Source organism: Streptomyces sp. NBC_00637, from assembly GCF_045161545.1.
Classification (GTDB): Bacteria; Actinomycetota; Actinomycetes; order Streptomycetales; family Streptomycetaceae; genus Streptomyces.
The window spans coordinates 4,768,616-4,793,128 of record NZ_CP109046.1; the positions used below are offsets into that span (position 1 = coordinate 4,768,616).

Below are 24,513 nucleotides of genomic sequence, written 5' to 3' on the forward strand. Positions count from 1 at the left end.
ATGACCGACATACGCGAGCCGGACCCGGCGCCTGCCGCCACCGGTCTCCAGGGCCACGGACTGACCCTGCGACCCTGGGACCCGGAGTCCGCCACCGACGTGGACGCCTGGCTGCGCGGACACACCGACCCCGGCTTCCGGCGCTGGAACACCCCGCTGCGGACGATCACCGACACCGCCGGCGCCCGGGCGTCGCTGGCGGCCAGGGCCGCGGACACGACGGCCGGGAGCTCCAGGACGTTCTGCGTGACGGACACCGCCGACGGCACGGTCCTCGGGCAGATCTCCGTCAACATGATCGACCGCGTGCTCAGCTTCGCCAGGGTCGGCTACTGGGTCCTCCCGGAGGCGCGCGGCCGGCATGTCGCCACCCGCTCCCTGCTCCTGGCCTCGCACTGGGCGTTCACCGACGTCGGGTTGCACCGGCTGGAACTGGGCCACGCACTCGGCCACGACGCCTCCTGCCGGATCGCCGAGCGCTGCGGATTCCGGTACGAGGGGACCCTGCGCGGCGCGATGTGGGAGGAGGGCCGCCGGGACGCCTTCCGGGACGTCCACCTGCACGGACGGCTGACGACGGACCCGGAGCCGAAGGCGCCGTGAACGTCGTGTGCCGCGGAGGCGCTCACCGGCCCGGGTGCGGCCGTGAGGGCAGGGAGGGGCAGGGAGGTGGCAGGGCACGGGCGAGGAGCGCCGCCGCCCGACGTCCACCTGAGTGCCGCCCCCTCCTACGCGTGAGGGATCCCCCTGCAAGGCGCTCTCACGGCCACAGTTGCTCCCTGTCCCACGCCCCGGCTCCCCGCCGGTACCTGAGGCGTGCGTGCCGGCGCCGGGCGTCGCCCTGGAAGAACTCCACCTCGTCCGGGCGCAGTCGGTACAGCGTCCAGGTCGGTGACGCGGCCGTCGGGTGCTCGCGGGCGTGTTCCCAGGCGGCCTCCGACGCCCTCGCCAGGTCCTGCGCCGAGGACAGGATCTCGCTCTGGCGTCCCGTCAGCGCGGCCGCCAGGGCGCCCGTCGAGCGGGCGTGCAGGTCGGCCTGGGCCTCCTCGGAGGGGGCGGAGGTGACCGGGCCGCGTACCCGGACCTGGCGGCCGAGCACCGGCCAGTAGAAGGTGAGGGCCGCGTACGGGCGGGCGGCGAGCTGGCGGCCCTTGCGGCTGGTGGCGTGCGTCGCGAAGGCCCAGCCGTCCGCGTCCGCGCCGTGCAGCATCACGATGCGGGCGTCGGGCAGGCCCTCCTCGTCCGAGGTCGACAGCGTCATCGTGTGCGGCTCCCGCTCGCCCGCCGCCACCGCCCGCGCGAACCAGTCGGTGAAGAGGGACAGCGGTTCGGCGGGCGCCGTCTCCGGGTCGAAGGGGGGCAGGTCGGTCACCTCCGGGTCCCAGACCCGCAGCGATCTCAGCAGCTCATGAAGATCCTTGGCCATGCAGCGAGTATGCGGTCACCCGGGCGGTCAGTGCCGGGCGAACTGGACCTGCGTCGACTGCGTCACGTTCGCCCGGACCGCGATCCCCTCGACCGTCACCCGCTCCCCGTAGATGTCGGTGAGGCGGATCGCGGCGCCGCAGCCGGTGCCCTGCTCGGAGAGGAAGTAGTTGTATCCGGTGCGCGCCAGGCGGGTCCAGCCGGCGCCGGTGCGGACCTCGAGGCGGGCCAGCGGGTTGCGGTGGCCGATCGCCTGGATCCCGCACCAGTACTGGCTGGAGCCGGTCTTGTAGCGGATCGAGACCGTGTCGGAGGTGGCGGGGCTCAGCAGGCTCCAGGTGATCGCGATCCGGCCCGCCGAAAGGGGCGCGAGCTTGGCGAAGGCCTGTCGGCTGAGGTCGAGTTGACCGGGCTCGCAGGGCGCCGGGCACTCGTTGGTGATCCGGACCGTGATCGACGTTCCGCTGCCGGCCCGGACGAGGACGTACGCGCCGCACGCCTTGGACGTCTCGTAGTCGGCGGTGTTCATCGCCGCGGTCATGACGTCGGAGGTCGGGCCGTAGGAGCAGGCGCCGTCGCCGTTGCCGATGTCGTAGGAGGTGGCGACCCCCTGGTACGCGGCCCCGGGCCGGATCCGTCCCGCCTGCGGCGCCGTGCCGGACGCGGCCCGCGCGGCGGACCCGGCCGAGGAGCCGCCCGACGTGCCCGAGGTGCCCGACGAGCCCTTCGCGGTGGCCCGGGCGGTGGCCGTCGCACCGGCCGTCGCGCTCGGGGACGCCGAGGACGGCTTCGGCTTCGGCGACGGCGACACGGTGGTCCCGCTCGCCGTCGGCGAGCCGCTCACCGGGGCGCCGGCCGCGGGCTCGACCGCGCGCGCCCCGCCGTCCGCCGCCCCGCCGTCGGGACGGAAGGCGACGACCAGGGACACGACGAGGGCGACGGCCGCCACCGCGACCACGGTGACGACGGGGACACGGCCCCCGCGCCTCTCGGGGCGGGATCGGCGGTGCGAGGAGGATGCCACGGATGAATCCTTACGCGGTTCGGCGGAGCACGTCCGGCGAACGCGGCTCCAGGAGGCGGAAGAGCCTCCGACTTCTCAGTGACCGCCGCGTCCGGAAAGGTTGCCGTGCCCGCCGTCACTCCCGGCCCAGGACCACCGTCCCCGAGGAGCAGAACCACCCGCCGGTCCCGGAGGCGACGCCCAGCCGGGGCAGGCCGCCGTCCGGCGCCCTCACCTGTCGCTCCCCGGCCTCGCCCCGCAGCTGCCGTACCGCCTCGACCAGCAGGAACAGTCCCCGCATGCCCGGATGCTGGGCCGAGAGTCCGCCTCCGTCGGTGTTCACCGGCAGGGCGCCGGACAAGGTCAGCCGTCCCTTCTCCACGAACGCGCCGCCCTCGCCCTTGGCGCAGAAGCCCAGGTCCTCCAGGGTCACCAGCGTCATGTAGGTGAACGCGTCGTAGATCTCGGCGAAGTCCATCTCCGCCGGACGCAGTCCCGCCCGCTCGAATGCCAGCCGGCCGCTGACCGCCGCCGGGGAGACCGTGAAGTCGTCCCACTCGGACATCGAGGCGTGCGAGACGTGCTCCCCCGTCCCGAGGATCCACACCGGCGCCGTGCGGCAGTCGCGTACGTACTCCTCGGCCGCCAGGAGCACCGCCGCGCCGCCGTCGGAGCGCAGACAGCAGTGCAGTTTCGTGAAGGGGTCGGCGATCATCGGGCCGGACAGGACGTCGTCCACCGTCACGGGGTCGCGGAACATCGCGTCGGGGTTCGGGGCCGCGTTCGCCCTCGCCTGGACCGCCACCTCCGCCAACTGCTCGATCGTCGTGCCGTACTGGAGCATGTGCCGGCGGGCGGCCATCGCGTACTTGGCGATCAGGGTGTGGCCGTAGGGGACCTCGAACTGGAGCGGACCGCGCCCGCCGAAGGCGAAGGTGCCGGTGCGGCGGCCCGCCTTCACGTCGGCGCGGGCCGTCGAGCCGTACGCCAGCAGGACCGCGTTCGCGTGGCCGGCGGCGATCGCGTCGGCCGCGTGCGCCGCCATGACCTCCCAGGTCGCGCCGCCCACGGAGGTGGAGTCGACCCAGGTGGGCCGCAGGCCCAGATAGTCCGCCACCTCGACGGGGGCCAGCGTGCCGAGCCCGGCGGAGGCGAAGCCGTCCACCCGCGACCGGTCGAGCCCCGCGTCCGCCAGCGCCCGCCGGGCGGCCTGGGCGTGCAGGGCGTAGGGGGTGGCGTCGTCCACTCGGCCGCAGTCGGAGAGGGCGACGCCGACCACGGCCACTTTCCGGGTGCCGGATGCCATGGATCTGACGGTACATCAGATAACCGGTGCCCTGACAGGTGCCGTCTCTCTGGGCATTCACGTTCCCCCGCCCTAACATGACGCACCGTCAGATCCGGATGAGAGGGGTGGCCATGAACCCCGGCTTCACCGCCGAACAGGACGGGATCCGCCGCACGTTGCGCGACCTGCTCCACAAACGCTGCGGCCCCGACGAGCTGCGTGCCGCCCTGGACACCCCCCGCGGGCACGATCCCGCCCTCTGGGCGGCCCTCGCCGAGCAGCTCGGGCTGCCCGGCCTCGCGCTCCCCGAGACGTACGGCGGTGTCGGCTGCCCGGTCACCGACCTCGCCCTCGCCGCCGAGGAGACCGGCCGTGCGCTCGCCCCCTCCCCGCTCCTCGCGACCTCGGTGCTGGCCGCGCCGCTGATCCTCGCCCTCGGCACCGACGCCCAGCGCGCGGGCCTGCTGCCGCGGATCTCCGAAGGCACCCTGACCGCCGCCCTCGCCGTGCCCGCGCCCGCCCTGGCCACCGCCCTCGCCCTGACCGGCGCCCAGGACGGCGACTGGGCCGGCGGCGGACGCGCGGGCGGTATCCAGGCCCGGCGGGCCGAAGGGGCCTGGCGGCTGTACGGCGAGGCCGCGCAGGTGCTCGACGGGCACAGTGCGGGGACGCTGGTGGTCGCCGCCCACGCCGGGGGGTTCGTGCGGTCGCGCACCCTGCTGTTCGTCGTGGCCGGGGACGCCGTCGGGCTCGTCCGCACCCGGCAGACGGCACTGGACGCGACCCGCCCGCAGGCCCGGATCCAACTTCGTGACGTGCGGGCCGAGTTGCTCGGCGACGAGGAGACGGGCGTACCGCAGGCCCTCGCCCACGCCGGTGACTTCGCGGCCGCCTTCCTCGCCTGCGAGGCCGTCGGCGCCGCCGACCGGGTGCTGGAACGGACCGTCGAGTACCTCGGCCGCCGGCAGCAGTTCGGGCGGGTGATCGGCTCCTTCCAGGCGGTCCAGCACCGGCTGGCCGACGTGTACGTGCAGCTCCAGGCGGCCCGATCCGCCGCGTACTACGCCGCCTGGGCGGCGGGCGGTCACGGCGCCGGAAGCGGCCCGCAGGCCGCAGTCGCTCCGGTCGGTGCAGTCGGTCCCGGCGGTCCCGGCGGTCCCGAGGGTGCGGACGATACGGGTGGCCGGATCGGCTCCGGGCGTCGCGGGGAGCGGGCCGGCGGGCTGGCTCTCGCACAAGCGCTGGAGGCGCTGCGGCGGGCCGCCGCCGAGGGGATCCAGTTGCACGGTGGTATCGGCTTCACCTGGGAACACGAGGCGCACCTGTTCTTCAAGCGGGCCGCCGGCGACGAACTGCTGTTCGGGCCCGTGCACCGGCTGCGGGCGCACGCGGCCGCCGGAGCCGGGCTCTTCGAGCGGACGGAGGTCTCGGTGTGATCGGCGTCCGGATGGTGCAGAAGGTCTCCTCGACGCGGGCCTTCGCGAAGGTCGCGCCGCATGTCGTCCCCGCCCTCGACCGCGCCGTGCACCGGCTCACCCGGGGAAAGGTGCTGCTCAGCGCCCAGATGCTGCCCGGTGTGGTCCTGACGTCCACCGGCGCGAGAAGCGGGCTGCCGCGCCGTGCGCCGCTGGCCTGCATGCCCGAGGAGGGCGGCGGGAGCTGGATCCTGATCGGCTCCAACTTCGGCCGCGCCGGGCACCCCGCCTGGACCGGAAACCTCCTGGCCCACCCGGACGCCGAGATCAGCTGGAAGGGTACGGACATCGCCGTCACGGCCGTGCTGCTGACGGGGGAGGAGCGGGCGGCCGTCTGGAAGGCGCTGCTGGCGTTCTGGCCGCCGTACGCCACCTACCAGGCACGGGTGGAACGGGAGATCCGGCTGTTCCGGCTCACCCCGAAGGACTAGAACGCGCGCTGGATCAGCAGGAACGTGCCGATTCCCAGCATCGCCGCCCCGGAGGTGCGGGTCACCGCGCGGGCCGCCGCCGGGCGGGCGCCCAGCAGCCTGCGGGCCGTGACGCCCACCGTCAGATAGACGGCGGCGCAGCACGCCATGTGCAGCAGCCCGAGGACGGCCGTCCGCACGGCCACCGGTGGCTGCCCGTCGCCCGTGGTGAGGAACTGCGGCAGGATCGACAGGTAGAGCAGCAGGCCCTTGGGGTTCAGGCCGCTGATCGTGGCCCCGCGCAGGAACACCCGCGTCCCGCCCGCGGTGATCTCCTCCCCGGCGCCCTGGATCCCCGGCCGCCGCAGCACGGCCCACCCCAGCCACACCAGGTACGCCGCGCCCGCCACCGTCAGCCCGGTGAGCAGCGCCGGCGACCCCGCGACCAGCACGGCGAGGCCCGCCGCGGCCAGCACCGTGTGCAGGGCGTACCCGCTGACCAGGCCGCCCACCGCCGCGCCCACCGACCGGCCGCGCAGCCCGGCGGAGATCACGTACGCCCAGTCGGCGCCCGGCACGCAGACCAGCAGCAGGTCGACGGCGAGGAAAGAAATCAGCGTTCCCGAGTCCATACCGGGGACATTAGGCGCGATGCGGTCGAAAGTGTTCCCGAAGTTTTCGCGGATCGCGGGTATCCGGGGGAAGATCTACCCCATGGATGACGTGGACCGGAAGATTCTTGCCGAGCTCCAGCAGGACGGGCGGCTGACCGTGACCGAGCTGGCCGCGCGGGTGCGGCTGAGCGTCTCGCCCTGTCACCGGCGGCTGCGGGAGCTGGAGCGGTCCGGGGCGATCAGCGGCTATCGGGCGGTCGTGGACCCGGCCGCCGTCGGGCTGACCTTCGAGGCGCTGGTCTTCGTCTCGATGCGGCAGGAGGACCGGGACACGGTCGCCGGGTTCGAGCGGGCGGTGGGCGAGGTGGAACACGTCCTGGAAGCGCAGCGGTTGTTCGGGGAGCCCGACTATCTGCTGCGGGTGGCCACCGCCGACCTCGCGGCCTTCCAGCGGCTGTACGACGAGCGCCTGGCCACCCTGCCGGGGGTGCAGCGGCTGACGTCGACGCTGGTGATGAAGCACGTGGTGAAGGACCGGGCGCTGCCCGCCTGAGGCCGACAGCGCGGCAGGCGGCAGCTCACCGGGGTGAGCTGCCGCCTGACAGACAGGACGTGACCGTAAGGACCGTGGGAGGCCGGGCTACTTCGTCGGCTTCCTGCCGGTGATGCCGAGGTGTACCAACAGGGCGAGATTCGGCTTGAGTTCAGCCTGCTTGACGCCCCACGTCTGGAAGCCCTTCTGGTGCGAGGCGACCGCCGCGAGCATCGCGACGAGGGCGCCCGCGACCGCGGCCGGGTTCACGTCCTTGTCGACCTTGCCCTTGGACTGCAACTCGGCGACCGCGTCCGAAAGGGAGTTGTTCACCGAGTTGAGGATCTTCATGCGGAGTTTGTAGAAGCGCTTGTCCCCCTCCGCGGCGCCGAGATCGACGACCCGGAGGATCGCGTCGTTGCGCCGCCAGAACTCCAGGAAGCCGTCCACGAGTTCCTGCGCCGTCTGCCAGCCCGCCTTGCCGACCCACGAACGACCCGCGACGAGGCCGGTCAACTCGGCTCCCTCGGTGGCCATTTGCTCGGCGATCTCCAGGACGGCGCCTTCGACGTCCGGGAAGTACTGGTAGAAGGTCGCGGGCGAAGTGCCTGCCTTCCGGGCGACGTCGATGACCTTGACGTCGCGGTACGGAGAGGAGCTGAGCATCTCGCTGAGGCACTCGAGCAGCTTCTGCCGCGTCGCCTGCCCGCGCCGACCGGCCACGCGGCCGTCGACGGTACGCACTTGTCCTGTCATGCCGTCAGCTTACCGAGGGGTGATCGGAGCGCGATTCGGCCGACTGCAAATGGGGTGCGAGGGGGTGCGGAGGCGGGTGTGCCTGGTCTGCGGCTTGCGTGCGGCGCCGTTAGTTTGGCTGCATGGCCGAAAACAGGGCATCGGTGTACGCAGAGGGCGTCCCCTGCTGGGTGGACGCGCAGCTCCCCGACGTGGACGCGGGCAGGCGGTTCTACGGGGAGCTCTTCGGGTGGGATTTCGAGGAGGCGTACGGCTCCTCGGTGTGGGCCCGGCTGGAGGGCGCCCCGGTGGCCGCGCTCGCCCACAAGACGGACGGCAGGATGCCCACCGTCTGGACGGTGTACTTCGCGACCCCGGACGCGCAGAGGACCGTCGGCCGCGTCCGCGACGCCGGTGGGCAGGTCGTCATGGGGCCGCTGCCGGTCGGTGGGGCGGGCACCGCGGTGCTCGCCGCCGATCCCGAGGGCGCGGTCTTCGGCCTGTGGCAGCCGGCGGACCACCCCGGTTTCGGTGTACGGCACCGCCCCGGCACCTTCGCCTGGGCGCAGCTCTACGCCCGGGACACCGCGGCCGCCAACACCTTCTACGGCCATCTCTTCCACGAGGCGCTGTTCGGGCCGGGCGCCGAACCCGACTTCGGGCGGGCGCCGGTCGGCGATGTCTTCCCGGAGATGATGCCGCCGCACTTCCTCGTCCACTTCGGCGTGCGGGACTGTGAGGCGGCGCTCGGCGCGGTGGCCCGGCTCGGCGGGCGGGTCCAGGCGGGTCCGTTCACCGCCTCGTACGGAATCGTGGCGGTCGTCACGGACAATCAAGGGGCGTCGTTCGCGCTTCTCCAGCGCTGATCGGTGCCGTACCCGTGCTGTATGCGCGGATATGAAATGAGACACCCCGATTGCCCCCGGGTTCGCAACCGGCCGTCCGGCCAGGAAGAATCAGGGTGCGTGCCGCCATGGCGGTGCGGTGGTGAGACGCTGCACGGGGCCGTGTGCACAAGCGGGTGACGCGGTTCGTACGGGGAGGTGGCAGGCAAGTGGTGGATCAGCTGACGCAGCACGATCCGCGGCGGATCGGGCCGTTCGAGGTGCTGGGACGGCTGGGGGCCGGCGGCATGGGGCTGGTCTATCTGGCCCGTTCGGCCTCGGGCCGGCGCGTGGCGATCAAGACGGTCCGGACCGAACTCGCCGAGGACCAGCTCTTCCGGGTGCGTTTCACGCGCGAGGTGGAGGCGGCCCGGGCGGTCTCCGGCTTCTACACGGCCGCCGTCGTCGACGCCGATCCCCGCGCCGCCGTGCCCTGGCTGGCCACCGCGTACGTTCCCGCGCCCTCCCTCGAGGAGATAGTGAACGACTGCGGGCCGATGCCGGCCCAGGCCGTGCGCTGGCTGGCGGCGGGCGTCGCCGAGGCGCTCCAGTCGATCCACGGCGCGGGGCTGGTCCACCGTGACCTCAAGCCGTCCAACGTGCTGGTCGTCGAGGACGGCCCCCGGGTGATCGACTTCGGCATCGCGTCCGGTGTCTCGAACACGCGTTTGACGATGACGAACGTGGCCGTCGGCACCCCCGCCTACATGTCCCCCGAGCAGGCGAAGGACTCGCGGAGCGTGACCGGCGCGAGCGACGTCTTCTCGCTCGGCTCGATGCTGGTCTTCGCCGCCACCGGGCACCCGCCCTTCCACGGCGCCAACCCGGTCGAGACGGTCTTCATGCTGCTGCGTGAGGGACCGGACCTGGAGGGCCTGCCCGACGAGCTGCGCCCGCTCATCGAGTCCTGTATGCAGATGGACGCCACGGCCCGGCCCAACCCGGCCGACCTCCAGGCCCAGCTCGCCCCCCACCTCTTCGGTTCCGGCTCCGACGACAGCGGTACGGCGTCGGCGTGGCTGCCCGAGAAGGCGGTCACCCTCATCGAGACGCGCCGAGGCGGCCGTCCGGCGAAACCGGCGCCCCCGAGCCCCCGCAGCGGCGGCGGAGGCGGCGTGGGCATGGCCCGGCCCGCCGTGCCGGCCGTACCGCCCCCGCCGTCCCACGCCCCGGTGGTCCTCTCCCGCCCCGCGCCCGCGGCCGTCGGCGCCCCCGACATCGGTCCCGTCCGGCTGGCGGGCGCCGCCGTGCCGATCGGGCCGGGTCCGCGCGTCGCCGACGTCCGTGCCACGGCCGCCGTGAAGGCGCCGGTGGCCGAGCCCGGCCTGGTCGCCAACTGGTCGCGGCCGCAGCCCGGCGTCAACGGGGCCGACACGACCGTGCCGGCCCCGCAGAGCGCGCCCTCGGAGACCCCGGCGGGCTGGCGGCCCTGGCGGTTCCGCATGTCGAACGATGTGTGGGGGACGCCGTCCGTCGCCGGGGACCTCGTCTACGTCACCTCCTTCGAGGTACACGCCCTGGATGTGGCCACCGGCCGCCGACGCTTCAAGACGCGGGACGTGGCCTGGTCGATGGCGGTCGCCGACGGCAGGGTGCACGCCTCCGACGGCCCCACCCTGTTCGCCCTGGACGCCCGTGAGGGCGGCGATCTGTGGCGGCTGTCGACGGACGCCTGGGTGTACTCGCTCAAGGCCGACCGGGGCACGGTCGTCACCGGCACGCGCGGCGGCGGGGTCCAGGCCTGGGAGGCCTCGGCCGGGCAGAAGCTGTGGGAGATCAGCGGCTGCCAGACCGACTTCGAGTCCCCGGAGGCCGGCCCGGTGCTGCACGAGGGCACGGTCTACGTCTGGCAGGACGCCCGGCTCAGAGCCCTGGACGCCCGCACCGGCGAGGAACGCTGGTCGTACCCGATCGGCGACACCGCCTCCTGCGGCGGTGTCCCGGTCCGCGTCACCCCCGCTCCGGACGGCTATGTCTACCTGTCCGCCGGTACCCGCGTCCTGGCCGTCGACGTGGCGAGCGGCATGGTGCGCTGGCACTTCGAGGCTCCGGCCGTGTTCCTGTCCCCGCCGACCTTCGTGCCCGGCCCGGCGGTGACCGGCGGCGGCGTCTACCTCGCCGACTACCTCGGCACGGTGTACGCCATCGACGCCACCGACGGGCGCGACCGCTGGCGCATCGCCACCGAGGCCAGGGCGTCCGTCGACCCGGTGCTGGTGGCCGCCGGCCATGTCCACGTCGGCAGCGGCAAGGGGCTCTACACGCTGGACGCGGTCACCGGCACGCCCAAGTGGCGCTTCCAGGCGGGCGGCGACATCGTGGGCGCCCCGGCGGTCGCCGAGGGCCGTATCCACTTCGGTTCGACGGACCACCTGCTGTACACCCTGAAGGCAGACGACGGCCGGTTGCGCTGGAAGCTGGCGACCGGTGGCGAGATCACCGGCTCCCCGGTGGTCCGCGACGGCGTCGTGTACGCCTCCAGCAAGGACCGCTGCGTGTACGCGCTGGACGCGGAGAAGGGCACGGGCACGGCGCGGACGGCCTGAGCCGGTCGCCCACCGCCCGGACGGCCGCCCACGGGACGGCCGTCATGCCCGCCCACGGTCGGCGCGCCCGCCGGCCGCCGCCGTCCGCAGTGGCCCGCGCGCCGGGACGGCCGTCGTGCCGGGGGCACGGAAGGGTCCGGACGGCGGCCGCCACCGCCGACGCTACGCCGGGGACCGGCCGGTCGCCACGCGGTGACATGGTCGTGACAGGCACTGCCTAGGCTGGCGGTATGGATCGACGGGGGCAGAAACTCAAGTTCGCAGCGGTGGCCGTGTTCGTCGTGCTGGCGCTGACCGGTTTCTCGACGACGAGCAAGGGGCGCGGCCACAGCAGCGGTCACAGCGGCGGGGGCGGCGGGTGCAGCAGCTCCAGCCAGAACCACGACAGCTCGTCGTCGACGTCGGGTTCGACGTCCGGCGGCTCGTCCGGCAGCACGTACCACGACTACGACGACGATGACGACTACACGGACGACACCTACGGCGACGGCGGCTCGTCGAGCACGTCCACCACGCTGCGGGACGCCACGGTGGAGCTGGTCGACTGCGCGACGCCGAGCGAGCCGTACGCGACGGTCGAGGTCACCAATCCCAACGCGACCGGCGGCTATTTCACCGTCACGGTCGACTTCCTCGACGCCGGTTCCGGCCGCGTGGAGGAGCAGAACGAGGAAACGTACGTCGAGGGCAACGGCACGGCGACGGTCCGCGTCGACCTGTCCGCCCCGGCCGGCGCGACGAAGGTCGACCACTGCGACCCGCAGCCGTACGCCCCGGCGCGCTGACCGGACGCCCCGCGGCGGACCGACGCCACCACGGGCACCTCCGCCCACACCGCCCTGATCACGGGCACGCGGGAGGCGGTCGGTGCGGCCGCCCGACGCGGCGGCGGCCTGCGCGGGCCGCCGTTCCTGAGGCCGCCGGGTCCCGGACGCCGTCCGCGTTCCGGGCTCACCGGACCCTTGTTCGCGAGGGTCCGGCGGGCCACTGACCTCCTGAAAGAACCGGGGGAAAGAACTACCCGCCCACCCACCCTCCCCGGCCGCGAAGCCCGCGTCACCCGTCCGAGTGACCGGCTTGCAGGCGCGGGATACGGGCGGCTACGTTCGCCGCGACAACCGCAGACAGAGGACGGCCCCCGGCCGGGACTGGCATCCCGAACGAGGGCCTGACCGATCAGGAAGCGTCAACCTTCCCAATGGCTGAATCGCAGTCTAACGCGCCCCTGCGCGCCGACGCCGGAGCTCCGTCCTCCGGCGTGATCCATGTCCGCACCCGACTCACCGCCGACTTCGCGGTGATCTCCAACGCCCTCGCCCAGCGACGCGGCAGCGCGGTCACGGTCGGCGTCGCGGCGTACATCTCCTCCCTGCCCGACGGCTCCCTCGTGACCATCACCGCACTGTGTGAGCACTTCAGCGAGGGCAAGATCCTGATCTCGCGAGCCTTGAGGGAGCTGGAGGCCGCCGTAAGCCCAGCGGTCGTGCGCATGCGGAACTGCGACGGCTGCGACCGCGGATTCCGTACGACGGAACCCGGCCGCTGCCGCGACTGCCGGGCCCGGGAGCGGCTCCTCGCAGCCGGCTGAGCCGAGGGCCCCGACGGCCGGGCGCGCGGCCCGCCCGCGGGCGGGAGGCGCGATGAGGTTCCCGGCGCGTCGGCGCGGCCGATGCCCGCACTCCCGGCCGTGACCCGAGGTCGGGACGCGCCCGTTCACTCGGGGCTCGTGGCCTGTCTCCTGGACCACGCTGTGGCGTCGGCTCCGTATCGGGCCAGGAGCCGCGCGAACTGGAGCTGCTCCTCCGGCGACCAGGCGGCGGTGATCTCGAGGAACGCCTTTCGCTGTTCGGCGGCGAAGCGGTCGCGTACGGCCTCGCCGTGCTCGGTGAGTTCGAGCACGGTACGGCGTCCGTCGGACTGGGAGGCGGCCCGGCGCAGCAGTCCGTCCTCGATGCAGGCGGCCACGGTCCGGCTGGCCACCGGCTGGGCGACGCCCATCTCGGCGGCGAGGCTGCCGACGGTCATCTCGCCCGGCGCGTCGGTGATCACGTTGAGCACGAGATTGCGGGAGAGGTCCTTCCTCGATGCCGGTGCGCGTCGGCGCAGCCGTGACAGCGCCGGGCCGATCTGGTCCAGCGCCGTGTCGTCGGAGGGTTCGGGGAAGGACACGCGGCTCATGGGACCGAGTCTAGGGCCGATGCGCGCACTTGCATACCATCCGGCATTTGCATGATGCCAGGTAACTGCATAGCATTAGGTATGTAAAACGGCACCTGAGAGAACGAGGCGGACCGCTATGACCCTCACCGCGATCACCGGCGCGCAGATCTTCGACGGAGAGAAGGCGACAGGTGTGCAGACCGTGGTCATCGACGGCGGAAGGATCGCGCGTGTCGGTGGCGACGCCCCCCGCGACAGCGAGATCGTCGACGGCGCCGGTGCCACACTCCTGCCGGGACTGATCGACGCCCATGTCCATTCCGCCCCGGGTTCCCTGGCGCTCGCCCTGCGGTTCGGGGTGACGACCGAACTGGAGATGCAGGGGATGAACACCCGGGAGAACCGGGGGCTCATCGCCGACGACGACACCCAGGCCGACGTGCGCTCCTCCGGCTTCGCCATCACACCGCCCGGTGGTCACCCGAGCGAGCTGATGCCCGAAGGGTTCCGGCCGAAGTGGGATCTCCCGCCCGTGATGCCCCTGATGCCGTTCTCCACCACCCCCGAGGAAGCGGCCCGCTTCGTGCCCCAGCTCCTCGCCCGGGGATCCGACTTCATCAAGTTCATGATCGACGACGGCAGCGTGGAGGGGCACCCCGGACTGCCCTCGCTCGACCAGGCCACCGTGAACGCCGGTGTGGCCGAGGCCAAGAAGTACGGCGCGCTGACCGTGGCCCACGCACTGACCGTGGAGGCCACCTTGATGGCCGCCGAAGCAGGCGTCGACGGCCTCACCCACGTGTTCATGGACCAGCCGCACACCGTCGAGATCATCGGCATCATCAAGGACGCGGGCATGTTCGTCATTCCCTGCATCACTCTCAACGCCTCGATGATGGGGATCACCGGCAGCGCACTCGCCGACGACCCCCGGGTCGCCGCACGCCTCGACAGCGAGTGGGACCGGACCTTGCGCTCCAGCTACAACCGCCACCCGCAGGGCAGGCTCGACGACGTGTACGACACCGTGCGCGCTCTGGACGCCGCCGGTGTCGACGTGCTGGCCGGGTCCGACGTCTCCATGCCCGAGACGTTCTTCGGCGGCTTGGCGCACGGAGCGAGCCTCCATCACGAACTGCAGTACCTCGTGGCCGCCGGCCTCACCCCCGCGCGGGCCCTGCGCGCGGCCACCGCGACCACGGCCCGCCGCTTCCGCCTCGGCGACCGGGGCCGCATCGCCGAGGGCCTCCGCGCCGACCTGCTGCTGGTCGACGGAGACCCGACGAGCACCATCGGCGACACCCTCAACACCCGCGCCGTCTGGCGCCGCGGCACCCGCCTGGCGGCCTGACGTCCGCGTCATCCCATGCGGGAGGAGGCGGGTCGCCGTGAGCCCCGCGTGGCGGACCCGGCGAGTGCGAAGGGCGGCAGCGCCCCGGACCGCGGCAGGTTCAGCGCGTTCGCGGGCGGGCGGCCGACCGTCCCGTGAACAGGCGCGCCTGTTCCTCGCTCGGCAGGTTTCCCAGCGAGATGAGGTGCGGCGCCTGTGCGAAGCCCGTCGTGCGGGCCGTCTCCTTCGCCGCCCACAGGGCCCGTACCGTGCCCTGGATCCCGGCGGCGGGGTATCCGGCGATGACGGTGGCGCAGGCGACGGCGGCCCGCGACGCCTCCCCGGTGCCGGTGAGTTCGGAGACCAGCCCGATGCCGAAGGCGCGCCCGGCGGAGATCCGTTCGGCCGTCCCCATGAGCATCATCCGGGCGACCTCCCCGTACGGCATCCGCTGCGCCAGCAGCACCGACTCGTACGCGCTGACCATCCCGTACGTGGTGTGCGGGTCGAAGAACACGGCGTCGGCGCCCGCGACGATGAACTCGCACTCGCCGAGCAGGTAGAAGGCGCCCCCGCAGGCCATCCCCTCCACGGCGGCGACGACCGGCTTCCACAGGTCGTTCGCCTTGGGGCCGACGGTGAGCAGCGGGTCGTCCTGCATGTACGGGGAGCCGGGCTGCGGCACGACGGCGTCCCGGTCGAGGCCGGTGCAGAACGCCCGCTGCCCGGCCCCGGTGAGGACGACGGCCCGCACCGAGTCGTCGAAGCGCAACTCGCGCCAGATGTCCTTGAGTTCACGGACGGCGTCGAGGTCGAGGGCGTTCAGCCGGGCCGGCCGGTCGAGGGTGACGACGGCGACCCCGGTGTCCTTGTCGGCGTCCAGGCGCACGCTCACGGCCGCTCCAGGACCCACTGCGGAAGCCTGTCGCCGTCGAGGACGACCTGGACGCGGGCGCCGATCCGGATGCGGTCGGCGGGGAACGAGCCGAGCGGGGCCCCCGGTTCGGTCACCAGGTTGCCCACCATCCGGATGCGGGGTGCCTCGGCCAGCTCGACGAGGATCACGTTGTAGGGGACGAGCGCGGCGTAGTCGGGCAGCAGGGGTGGGTGCGGGACGACGTAGGACCAGATGCGGCCGCGTCCCGACATCCGCCGCCACTCGCTCGCGAAGGACTGGCAGTGCGGGCAGCAGGGGCGGGGCGGGAAGCGGGGTTCGCCGCAGTCGGCGCAGGCCTGGACGCGGAGTTCGCCCTGGACGGCGTACCGCCAGAAGGGGGCGCCGTCGGCGTCGGTGACGGGGGTGAGCATCGCGGATCAACTCCTCGGGGCGTTCAGTTCCGGAGCAGCAGGGCGGAGGTCGGGACGCCCTCGCCGGCGGTGACCAGGCAGGTCGCGGCGCCCGGCACCTGGGCGGTGCTGGTGCCGCGCAGCTGTTTGACGCCCTCGTTGATGAGGTTGAAGCCGTGGACGTAGGCCTCGCTGAGCCCGCCGCCGCCGGTGTTGAGGGGCAGCCGTCCGCCGGTCTCCAGGGCGCCTCCCTCGGTGAACGCCCCGCCCTCGCCCCGGCCGCAGAACCCGTACCCCTCCAGGGAGAGCGGCACGAGCGGCGTGAAGGCGTCGTAGATCTGCGCGACGTCGACGTCCGCCGGGGTGAAGTCGGCGTGCTTCCACAGGTGCCGGGCGGCCGCCCAGGCGGGGCCGGTGAGCGGGTCGTCGTTCCAGTAGTTGACCATGCCGTGGTGCTGGGCGGGCAGGCCCTGAGCGGCGGAGTGGACGTACACCGGTGCCCGGCGGCAGTCCCGGGCCCGTTCGGCGCTCACGACCACGCACGCCAACGCCCCGTCCGTCTCCAGGCAGTTGTCGTACAGGCACAGGGGCTCGCTGATCCACCGGGACGACATGTACATCTCGCGGGTGAGGGGCCGTTCGTACATCACGGCGGCCGGGTTCTGGTTGGCGCGGTTGCGGCAGGCGAGGGCGACGTTGAAGAGGTGGTCGCGGGTGGCGCCGTACTCGTGCAGGTAGCGGCGGGCGAGCATGGCTATCTCGTCGGCGGGCCGCAGCAGCCCGAAGGGCCGGGTCCACTGGGCGGGGGTGGGGAGCTGGACGGCCGTGCTGGTCCAGGGGCGCGGCCCGGAGCCCCTCTTCCGCGACCGCCAGGCGACGCCCACCGTGGCCTGCCCGGAGGCGATGGCGGTGGCGAGGTGGGCGACGGTGGCGCAGGAACCGCCGCCGCCGAACCCGATCTTGCCGAAGAAGCTCAGGTCGCCGAAGCCGACGGCCTTCGCGAGCTCGACCTCGTCCGTCTCCTCCATGGTGTAGGAGGCGAGCGCGTCGACCTCTCCGGGGGCGATCCCGGCGTCGTCGAGGGCGGCCAGGACGGCCCGGCAGGCGAGGGTCCGCTCGTCCTCGGGGAGGTGTTTGGCGAAGGCCGTCTGCCCGATTCCGACGATGGCCGTGGCGTCCTTGATTCCGGTCACTGCGGGCATGCTGCACGCACCTCCACACGGCGACAGTGCTGCTGACAGTCCGTCAGGTTACCGCTAATCTGACGGTCAGTCAGCTACTGGGCCCTGGGCTAGTGGGGAGACCGCTCATGCGTGGTGACATGGAGTGGGGGACGATCCCCGGCCTGGTCCGCTGGGCGGCCGAGCGGTACGCGACGACCGAGGCGGTGGTGGAGGGCCGCACCCGGATCTCCTACGGCGAACTCGGCGCCCGCGTCGAACGCGCGGCGGCGGCCTGTCTGGCGCACGGGGTGCGGGCGGGCGACCGCGTCGCCCTCTGGGCCCCGAACTCCCTCGACTGGATGGTGGCGGCGCTGGGCGCGGTGAGCGCGGGCGCGGTGCTCGTGCCGCTGAACACCCGCTTCAAGGGCATCGAGGCGGCGGACGTACTGCGCCGCAGCGGCACGCGTCTGCTGTTCGTGACGGGCACCTTCCTGGGAACGTCGTACGTGGCGTCGCTGCGGCGGGCGGCGGCGGACGGCCCCGGCGACGGCCCGCTGCCGGGGCTGCCCGCGCTGGAGCGGGTGGTCGTGCTCTCGGACGACGCCCCGGCGGACTTCCTGACCTGGAAGGACTTCCTGGCGGGCGGGGAGGGCGTCGGCGCGGCGGAGGTCCGGGCGCGGGCGGACCGGGTCGCGGGGGAGTGGCCCTCGGACATCGTCTTCACCTCGGGCACCACGGGCCGCCCCAAGGGCGCGGTGATCACCCACGCGCAGACGCTGCGGGCGTACGAAATCTGGACCGACCTGGCCGGGCTGCGGCAGGGCGACCGCTACCTGATCGTGAACCCCTTCTTCCACACCTTCGGCTACAAGGCGGGCGTGATCGCCTGTCTGATGCGGGGGGCGACGATGATCCCCCAGCCGGTGTTCAACGTGGACACGGTCCTCGCGAACGTGGCGTCGGAACGGGTGTCGGTCCTGCCCGGGCCGCCGACCCTGCACCAGTCGCTCCTCGACCACGCGTCCCGGGACAAGCACGACCTGTCCGCGCTGAGGCTGGTGGTCACGGGCGCGGCCGTGGTGCCGCTGCGGCTCGTCGAACGCCTGCGGGGCGAACTGGGCGTGGAGACCGTCCTGACCGCGTACGGGCTCTCGGAGGCGAGCGGAGTCGTCACCATGTGCCGCCGCGGGGACGATCCCACGGTCATCGCCTCGACGTCGGGCCGCGCGATCCCCGGCACCGAGGTACGGGTGGACGCCGCCCCGGGCCGGCCCGGGGAGATCCTGGTCCGCGGCTTCAACGTGATGCGCGGCTACTACGAGGACGAGACGGCGACGGCGGAGGCCCTCACGGAGGACGGCTGGCTGCGCACCGGCGACGTGGGCGTCCTGGACGCCGCCGGCAACCTGAGGATCACCGACCGCCTCAAGGACATGTTCATCGTCGGCGGCTTCAACGCCTACCCGGCGGAGATAGAGCAGCGCCTCGGCCTGCACCCGGACGTGGCCGACGTGGCCGTGATCGGCGTCCCGGATCCGCGCCTGGGCGAGGTGGGCAGGGCGTACGTGGTCCGGCGGCCCGGCGCGGTCTCCACGGCCGACGACCTGATCGCCTGGGCCCGCCGCGAGATGGCCAACTACAAGGTGCCCAGGGCGGTGGAGTTCGTCGCCGAACTGCCCCGCAACGCGAGCGGCAAGGTGGTGAAGGGCGAACTGCGCTCCCGGTGACCGCGCGTCCTCCCGGACACGCCTCGGCCGCGGCGGCTTCCCCTCCGCGCCACCGCGGCCGATCCCCGTGAGCCGGTGCCTACTTGCCGCCGTCCAGGTCCAGGGCGGGCGGGGCGGGCGAGTGGTTCTCGAGCGTGGTGATCTCGTCGCCGACCGACGCGGTGGACGTGGTGGTCGTCGGCGTCGGCGTGGGCGGCTGCGTGACCGCGTCCTTGAGGGCCGGCGGCACGGGCGAGTGGTTCTCCAGCGTGGTGATGTCCGGCGTCTGCTTCTCGGTGCTGCTCATGTTCACGCTTCCCCTGTGAATGGTGTTCAAGTGAATGGGACGCCTCTGACCGGCGATTCCCCCGAGTATCGCCGGACAGAGACGTGGACCGGAGCCCACCCCCATGGACTCCCCGGCCCGCTTGCCCCCCGACGCGACGGACCGTTGAGTCGATTCTGCCGACCGGGCATAAACGTTTGATGAACGCCGTCCGCGGCCCGCTAAGACGCGTCCAGCGGGCTCAGCAGCCGGCGCACCTCCGCGGCCTCGGGCGCTCCCGCATTCTCCAGCAGGAGCAGGGACTCGTGCCAACAGGCGCGCGCCCGGTCCGACTGGCCCAGCGCGCGCAGACTCTTGCCCAGCGTGTTCAGGACGCTGCCCCGGATCAGGTCGCCCCCGATGACCCCGATGGCGAGGGACTGCTCCGCGTGCTGAGCGGCCTGTGCGGGGCGATGGGCGGCCAGGTGCAACTGGGCGATGCGCAGATGTGTGGTGCCTTCCCACAGCCGTTGCCGGTTGGAGGCGAAGATCAGCATGGCGTCCGTGAGCTGGGCCAGGCCTTCCGGCAGCCGGCCGGCGCGGGTGAGCGCCACTCCCAGGGAGTAGCGGCCGTTCGCGAGGCGCAGGCTGAGACCGAGCTGCTGGAAGATCTCGACGCCCTGCTGCGCCAGCGAGACGGCGCTGTCGGCACGGTTCATGCGCTGGTGCAGCTGAGCGAGGTTGCAGAGCGCGCTGGCCTCTCCCGGACGGTTGCCGTCGGCGCGATAGCCGTCCCGAGCCGTCGTCAGAAGCCGCTCCGCCTCCTCGTACCGTCCCTGGTTGAGGGCGATGATCCCCCGGTCCGTCGCCGCCCAGCTGACCGGTGTCGCGTCGTCCGCCGCCGTGGCGAGTTCGATCGCGCGCCCGGCCTCCTCGTCGGCCTCGTAGTACCGTCCGGCGGCCAGGTGGACGTTGGACAGCGCCGTGCGGGCACGGCTCTCCGCGCGGATGTCGGCGGCGTCCTGCGCGGCGTCCCGCAGGGCTGTCGCCGCCCACTCGTACTGCTTCGCGTTGGCCCCCGACTCCGCCAGGTCCTTGGCGGCCCAGAGAAGATCGACGGCACGGCGCAGCCCGCTGCCCGTCTGCTGCTGCCGTGCGCACGCCAGCAGGCACTGCGCCTCCGCGAAGAGCCAGTCGAGGGCCTGCGTCCGCTCGCCGAAGGAGAGCCCCCGGTACGAGGTGGGTTCCAGGTGGACGACGGTGCGGTCGCCGGGCCGCTCGATCGCGTAGACCCCCGCCGCCGTCGCCAGGTAGAAGTCCAGCAACCGTGACAGCGCCCCGTCGCGTTCGCCGGGCGGCTCGTCGCGGTCGGCGCACGCACGCGCGTAGAGCCGGACCAGGTCGTGGAACCGGTAGCGGCCCGGGGCCGCCGATTCCAGCAGGGAGGTGTCGACGAGGGACTCCAGCAGGTCCTCGGTGTCCTCCACCGGCAGGTCCAGCACCGCCGCCGCCGCGGCCAGGGAGGTGTCCGGGCCGTCCGCCAGGCCGAGCAGCCGGAACGCGCGGGCCTGGGCGGGTTCCAGGGCGCCGTAGCCGAGTTCGAAGGTCGCCTTCACCGCCAGGTCGCCCGCCTGGAGCTCGTCCAGCCGGCGTCGTTCGTCGGCCAGCTTGGCGGCGAGGACGGACACCGTCCAGGTGCGGCGGGCGGCCAGCCGGGAGGCCGCGATCCGGATGGCGAGCGGCAGGAAACCGCACGCGGCCACCACGTCCAGCGCGGCCTTGCGTTCCGCCGCCACCCGCTCCTCGCCGACGATCCGGGTGAAGAGGGCGAGGGCCTCCTCGGGGGACATCACGTCCAGGTCGACGAGATGCGCTCCCGCCAGGTCCACCATCCGCACCCGCGAGGTGACCAGCGCCGCGCAGCCCTCCGTGCCCGGCAGCAGCGGGCGTATCTGGGCCGCGTCCTTCGCGTTGTCCAGCAGCACCAGCACCCGGCGGCCGTCCAGCACCGAGCGGTAGAGCGCGGCCCGTTCCTCCAGGGAGTCGGGGATCGCCGAGTCCGCCGTGCCCAGGGCGCGCAGGAACGATCCGAGGACCGTCTCCGGCTCCGCCGACCGCGGTCCCGCGCCCTGGAGGTCGACGTACAGCTGCCCGTCGGGGAAGGCCGGCCGGGCCTGGTGGGCCACGTGCACGGCGAGGGTCGTCTTGCCCACGCCCCCGATGCCCGCGAGCGCGGACACCGCCATCACCCGGCCGCCCCCACCGGTGCCGTCACCGGCCCGCGCCAGTACCTCGCCCAGTTCCCGCACGAAGGCGGAGCGGCCGGTGAAGTCGGGCACGGTGGCGGGGAGCTGGGCGGGCCGTACGCGTACCACGGCCGGTTGGGCCGCGGGTGCCGACGGCTCCGCCAGTTCCGGGTCGGCCTGAAGGATGCGGCGCTGCAACTGCCGCAGCCCGGCCCGCGGATCCACCCCGAGTTCCTCCGCGAGCAGCCGCCGGGTGTCCGCGTACACCGCGAGCGCCTCCGCCTGCCGGCCGCTGCGGTACAGCGCCAGCATCAGCAGTTCGCGCAGCCGCTCGCGCAGCGGGTACGCCGCGGTGAGCGCGGTGAGTTCGGAGACGGCCTCCGCGTGGCAGCCCTGCTCCAGGTCCATGTCCAGCCGGGACTCCAGCAGCCCCAGCCGCCACTCCTCCAGCCGGACGCGCTGGGCCTCCGCGTACGGCCCGGGGACGCCGGCCAGCGCCTCCCCGTCCCACAGCCCGAGCGTCCGGTTCAGCACCTCACGCGCGTGGGAGAGATCGCCGGCGGTCCGGGCCTTCTCCGCCTCCGCCGCCCACTCCTGCGCCACCGCCAGGTCCAGCGCGCCCTCGGCCGGCACGCGCACCGCGTAGCCGCCCGACTCGCTCACCAGGACGCCCGGGTCGAGCACCTTGCGCAGCCGGGAGGCGTAGGTCCTTACCGCCGCCAGCGCCTGTGACGGAGGTTCCTCGCCCCACAGCGCGTCGATCAGCTCGGCGGCCGTCGCCGTACGGCCCTCGCGCAGCAACAGGGCTGCCAGCAGGGCTCGTTGCTGTGGTGAACCGGTGGCCAGCCGCTCGTCGCCGCGACGTGCGCGCACCGGGCCGAGAACGTCGAAGTGCAGTGTCGCCGGTTCCTCGGGGGAACCGGGACGTCTCTGCTCCGGCACACGCGGGTCGCGGTGTCCTACCCGGTCGTCCATCAGGGCTCCCTTTAGGCATCCGTGTTACCGGGCCCAGTTTGCCCTGTCCATGCCGGAACCGTCAGCTTGCCCGGGAGGTGCACGGGAGTCCACACGCCCCACACATCCGATGCGCACACATCCCCACAGAGCCGATCGACTCCGGCTTCGCACCCGCTAGCTGACGATCCGTCAGATCGGCGCTACCGTGCCCCCATGGAGAACGCACTGGAGAACGCATCGGAGAACGCGAAGGCCACGGAGAACCTCCCGCTGATCATCTCCGTCGACGACCACACCGTGGAGCCGAGCACCGTCTGGCAGGACCGCCTCCCGAAGAAGTACCTCGACACCGGGCCCCGGGTCGTGCGGGCCCCGCTGAAGGAGATGACCTTCCTCGGCGGCCGCTTCAAGCCCGTCATGGGCGAGCCCGGCGACGACGGCCCGATCGGCGACTGGTGGATCTACGAGGACCTGCACCGTCCCCTCACCCGCTTGGACACGGCCGTCGGCTTCAGCCGGGACGAGATCAAGCTGGAGGTCATCACCTACGAGCAGATGCGCCCGGGGTCCTTCGACGTTCCGTCCCGCCTCGCCGACATGGACGTCAACCACGTCCAGTCCGCCGTCTGCTTCCCCACCTTCCCCCGCTTCTGCGGCCAGACCTTCACCGAGGCCGCCGACCACGACCTGGGCCTGCTGTGTGTGCGCGCCTACAACGACTGGATGGTGGAGGAGTGGTGCGGCCCGCAGGCGCGGGGCCGGCTGATCCCGCTCACCCTCATCCCGCTCTGGGACGCCGAACTGGCGGCGGCGGAGGTCCGGCGCAACGCCGCCCGCGGGGTCCGCGCGGTCGCCTTCTCCGAGATACCCCCGCACCTGGGCCTGCCCTCCGTCCACACCGACGACTGGGACCCCTTCCTCGCCGCCTGCGACGAGACCGGCACGGTCGTGGCCATGCACATCGGCTCGTCGAGCCGGATGCCGTCCACCTCCGCCGACGCCCCGCCGGCCGTCGGCTCCACCATCACCTTCGCCAACTGCTGCTTCTCGATGGTCGACTGGCTGATGAGCGGCAAGTTCGAGCGCTTCCCGAACCTGAAGGTGATGTACGCGGAGGGCCAGATCGGCTGGATCCCGTACATCCTGGAGCGCGCCGACGTGGTGTGGGAGGAGAACCGGGGCTGGGGCGGGGTCGCGGACAAGGTCCACCGTCCCCCGTCCGAGCTGTTCGCCGACCATGTCTACGGCTGCTTCTTCGACGACGCCTTCGGCTTGCGCAACCTCGACTCCATCGGCGTCGGGAACGTCCTGTACGAGACCGACTACCCGCACTCCGACTCCACCTGGCCGAAGTCGCGCGAGGTCGGCGAGGCGCAGATGGGCCACCTGGCGCCGGACGTGGTGGAGCGGATCGTGCGAGGCAACGCGATCGACCTGCTGGGGCTGACCCCGGACGGACTCTGGAGCCCGCGGTGAGCCTCGACTACGGCATCCAGCTCCCGGTCCAGTCCCAGTCCACGCTCTACGCCGAGCCCTGGGAGGCGGACGCGGGCCCCGCCGACCTCGTCGAGGTCGCCCGTGCCGCCGACCGCGCCGGATTCGCCTACGTCGCCGCCTGCGACCACGTGGCGATCCCGCGCCGGCTGGCCGGGGCCATGAGCACCGTCTGGTACGACCCCGTGGCCACCCTCGCCCACCTGGCCGCCGTGACCGAACGGGTCCGGTTGCTCGCGCACGTCGCCGTCGTCGGCCTGCGTCACCCCCTGCTCACCGCCAAGCAGTACGCGACCCTCGACCACCTCAGCGGCGGCCGGCTCATCCTCGGCGTCGGCGCCGGTCACGTGCGCGAGGAGTTCGAGGCGCTGGGGGTGGACTTCGAGCGGCGGGGCGCCGTGCTCGACGAGACGATCGACGCGCTGCGCGCCGCGCTCGGGCCGGACGAGTTCCCCTCCCACCACGGCAAGTCGTACGACTTCGAGGGGCTCGGGCAGCGGCCCCGGCCGGTCCAGGCGCGGGTGCCGATCTGGGTCGGCGGATCCTCCCCGGCCGCCGTGCGCCGGGCCGCGCTCAAGGGCGACGGCTGGCTGCCGCAGGGCGATCCGAGGGACCGGCTGCCCGCGCGGATCGAGACGCTGCGACGGCTGCGGGAGGAAGGCCGGGGGGACGGCGCCCCCCTCACCGTCGGCGCGATCACCGAGCCGCTGTACGTCGGCGCCCCCGGCTGGGAGGTGGGCCGCCGCACCCTCACCGGGCCGCCGGAGGCCCTCGCCGAGTCGCTGCGGGCCTACGGGGCGATGGGCGTCCACCAGATCCAGGTGCGCTTCCGCTGCCGCGGCCGTACCGAACTCACCGACCAGATCGCCCTGTTCGGAGCCGAGGTGGGGCCCCTGCTCGACGGCGCCGGCTGACACGGGGGCCATCTTCCCCCGCGCACGTATCTGACGCTTCGTCAGATACGGCGATACGATGCCGAGCTCCACCGATGCG

22 protein-coding genes and 1 pseudogene are annotated in these 24,513 nt (G+C 73.1%); 12 read left to right on the top strand and 11 right to left on the bottom strand.

Annotated elements, in window-relative coordinates; genetic code table 11:
• A complete protein-coding gene (locus OG440_RS20970) occupies positions 1-603 on the top strand; it encodes a GNAT family N-acetyltransferase (RefSeq protein WP_406008330.1) in 603 nt (200 codons plus the stop codon).
• Positions 604-760: 157 nt separating this feature from the next.
• Here the strand turns inward: OG440_RS20970 and OG440_RS20975 are convergent, their stop codons facing one another.
• The 3 genes from OG440_RS20975 to OG440_RS20985 form a co-directional block, all read right to left on the bottom strand.
• Positions 761-1,426: a pyridoxal 5'-phosphate synthase gene (locus tag OG440_RS20975; RefSeq protein ID WP_406008331.1), complete on the bottom strand. Its 666-nt coding sequence runs from the start codon at positions 1,424-1,426 to the stop codon at positions 761-763.
• 27 nt (positions 1,427-1,453) lie between these two features.
• On the bottom strand, positions 1,454-2,449 hold the full coding sequence (locus tag OG440_RS20980) for an expansin EXLX1 family cellulose-binding protein (protein ID WP_406008332.1): 996 nt from the start codon (positions 2,447-2,449) through the stop codon (positions 1,454-1,456).
• A 115-nt stretch (positions 2,450-2,564) separates the two neighbouring features.
• The gene (locus tag OG440_RS20985) at positions 2,565-3,734 is read right to left on the bottom strand and encodes a thiolase C-terminal domain-containing protein (RefSeq protein WP_406008333.1); all 1,170 of its coding nucleotides are present in this window, start codon (positions 3,732-3,734) and stop codon (positions 2,565-2,567) included.
• A 113-nt stretch (positions 3,735-3,847) separates the two neighbouring features.
• Between OG440_RS20985 and OG440_RS20990 the strand changes: the two genes are divergently transcribed.
• On the top strand, positions 3,848-5,152 hold the full coding sequence (locus OG440_RS20990; RefSeq protein ID WP_406008334.1) for an acyl-CoA dehydrogenase family protein: 1,305 nt from the start codon (positions 3,848-3,850) through the stop codon (positions 5,150-5,152).
• The gene (locus tag OG440_RS20995; protein WP_406008335.1) at positions 5,149-5,622 is read left to right on the top strand and encodes a nitroreductase family deazaflavin-dependent oxidoreductase; all 474 of its coding nucleotides are present in this window, start codon (positions 5,149-5,151) and stop codon (positions 5,620-5,622) included. The genes OG440_RS20990 and OG440_RS20995 overlap by 4 nt, the downstream gene beginning before the upstream one ends.
• Here OG440_RS20995 and OG440_RS21000 read toward each other — a convergent pair.
• Positions 5,619-6,233, bottom strand: a complete 615-nt coding sequence (locus OG440_RS21000; RefSeq protein WP_406008336.1) for a LysE family translocator — start codon at positions 6,231-6,233, stop codon at positions 5,619-5,621. The genes OG440_RS20995 and OG440_RS21000 overlap by 4 nt on opposite strands.
• 82 nt (positions 6,234-6,315) lie before the next feature.
• On the opposite strand from OG440_RS21000, the gene OG440_RS21005 reads away from it, so the two are divergent.
• Entirely contained in the window at positions 6,316-6,768 is a 453-nt protein-coding gene (locus OG440_RS21005) for an Lrp/AsnC family transcriptional regulator (protein ID WP_406008337.1), read from the top strand.
• 87 nt (positions 6,769-6,855) lie between these two features.
• Here OG440_RS21005 and OG440_RS21010 read toward each other — a convergent pair whose 3' ends face one another.
• Entirely contained in the window at positions 6,856-7,491 is a 636-nt protein-coding gene (locus OG440_RS21010) for a TetR family transcriptional regulator (protein ID WP_406011409.1), read from the bottom strand.
• Between the two features lie 134 nt (positions 7,492-7,625).
• Between OG440_RS21010 and OG440_RS21015 the strand changes: the two genes are divergently transcribed.
• The 4 genes and pseudogenes from OG440_RS21015 to OG440_RS21030 form a co-directional block, all read left to right on the top strand.
• Positions 7,626-8,348: a VOC family protein gene (locus OG440_RS21015; RefSeq protein WP_406008338.1), complete on the top strand. Its 723-nt coding sequence runs from the start codon at positions 7,626-7,628 to the stop codon at positions 8,346-8,348.
• 188 nt (positions 8,349-8,536) lie between these two features.
• On the top strand, positions 8,537-10,912 hold the full coding sequence (locus OG440_RS21020) for a PQQ-binding-like beta-propeller repeat protein (RefSeq protein ID WP_406008339.1): 2,376 nt from the start codon (positions 8,537-8,539) through the stop codon (positions 10,910-10,912).
• Positions 10,913-11,142: 230 nt separating this feature from the next.
• A complete protein-coding gene (locus OG440_RS21025; protein WP_406008340.1) occupies positions 11,143-11,697 on the top strand; it encodes a hypothetical protein in 555 nt (184 codons plus the stop codon).
• A 413-nt stretch (positions 11,698-12,110) separates the two neighbouring features.
• A pseudogene (locus OG440_RS21030) lies at positions 12,111-12,380 on the top strand (hypothetical protein); the annotation flags it as partial.
• A 245-nt stretch (positions 12,381-12,625) separates the two neighbouring features.
• Here the strand turns inward: OG440_RS21030 and OG440_RS21035 are convergent.
• Positions 12,626-13,090 carry a MarR family winged helix-turn-helix transcriptional regulator gene (locus OG440_RS21035; RefSeq protein ID WP_406008341.1) on the bottom strand — a complete coding sequence of 155 codons (465 nt, stop codon included), beginning with the start codon at positions 13,088-13,090 and terminating at the stop codon, positions 12,626-12,628.
• Between the two features lie 118 nt (positions 13,091-13,208).
• On the opposite strand from OG440_RS21035, the gene OG440_RS21040 reads away from it, so the two are divergent.
• Positions 13,209-14,423 (top strand): amidohydrolase family protein, encoded by a 1,215-nt coding sequence (locus OG440_RS21040; protein ID WP_406008342.1) that lies wholly within the window; start codon positions 13,209-13,211, stop codon positions 14,421-14,423.
• A gap of 100 nt (positions 14,424-14,523) precedes the next feature.
• On the opposite strand, the gene OG440_RS21045 is transcribed toward OG440_RS21040, so the two are convergent.
• The 3 genes from OG440_RS21045 to OG440_RS21055 are packed head-to-tail and all read right to left on the bottom strand — an operon-like array spanning position 14,524 to position 16,891.
• On the bottom strand, positions 14,524-15,297 hold the full coding sequence (locus OG440_RS21045; RefSeq protein WP_406008343.1) for an enoyl-CoA hydratase/isomerase family protein: 774 nt from the start codon (positions 15,295-15,297) through the stop codon (positions 14,524-14,526).
• A complete protein-coding gene (locus tag OG440_RS21050; protein ID WP_406008344.1) occupies positions 15,294-15,710 on the bottom strand; it encodes a Zn-ribbon domain-containing OB-fold protein in 417 nt (138 codons plus the stop codon). The genes OG440_RS21045 and OG440_RS21050 overlap by 4 nt, the downstream gene beginning before the upstream one ends.
• 23 nt (positions 15,711-15,733) lie before the next feature.
• Positions 15,734-16,891 carry a lipid-transfer protein gene (locus OG440_RS21055; protein ID WP_406008345.1) on the bottom strand — a complete coding sequence of 386 codons (1,158 nt, stop codon included), beginning with the start codon at positions 16,889-16,891 and terminating at the stop codon, positions 15,734-15,736.
• Between the two features lie 107 nt (positions 16,892-16,998).
• Between OG440_RS21055 and OG440_RS21060 the strand changes: the two genes are divergently transcribed.
• Positions 16,999-18,579: a FadD3 family acyl-CoA ligase gene (locus OG440_RS21060; RefSeq protein WP_406008346.1), complete on the top strand. Its 1,581-nt coding sequence runs from the start codon at positions 16,999-17,001 to the stop codon at positions 18,577-18,579.
• 79 nt (positions 18,580-18,658) lie between these two features.
• On the opposite strand, the gene OG440_RS21065 is transcribed toward OG440_RS21060, so the two are convergent.
• Positions 18,659-18,865 carry a sigma-like protein gene (locus OG440_RS21065; protein ID WP_406008347.1) on the bottom strand — a complete coding sequence of 69 codons (207 nt, stop codon included), beginning with the start codon at positions 18,863-18,865 and terminating at the stop codon, positions 18,659-18,661.
• Between the two features lie 200 nt (positions 18,866-19,065).
• Positions 19,066-22,044 carry an AfsR/SARP family transcriptional regulator gene (locus OG440_RS21070; RefSeq protein ID WP_406008348.1) on the bottom strand — a complete coding sequence of 993 codons (2,979 nt, stop codon included), beginning with the start codon at positions 22,042-22,044 and terminating at the stop codon, positions 19,066-19,068.
• Between the two features lie 195 nt (positions 22,045-22,239).
• Between OG440_RS21070 and OG440_RS21075 the strand changes: the two genes are divergently transcribed.
• Together OG440_RS21075 and OG440_RS21080 are read left to right on the top strand one after the other, a co-directional pair.
• Positions 22,240-23,502, top strand: coding sequence for an amidohydrolase family protein (locus OG440_RS21075; RefSeq protein WP_406008349.1), 1,263 nt, complete (start codon positions 22,240-22,242; stop codon positions 23,500-23,502).
• On the top strand, positions 23,499-24,434 hold the full coding sequence (locus OG440_RS21080; RefSeq protein ID WP_406008350.1) for an LLM class F420-dependent oxidoreductase: 936 nt from the start codon (positions 23,499-23,501) through the stop codon (positions 24,432-24,434). The genes OG440_RS21075 and OG440_RS21080 overlap by 4 nt, the downstream gene beginning before the upstream one ends.
• The last annotated feature ends 79 nt before the right edge of the window (positions 24,435-24,513 follow it).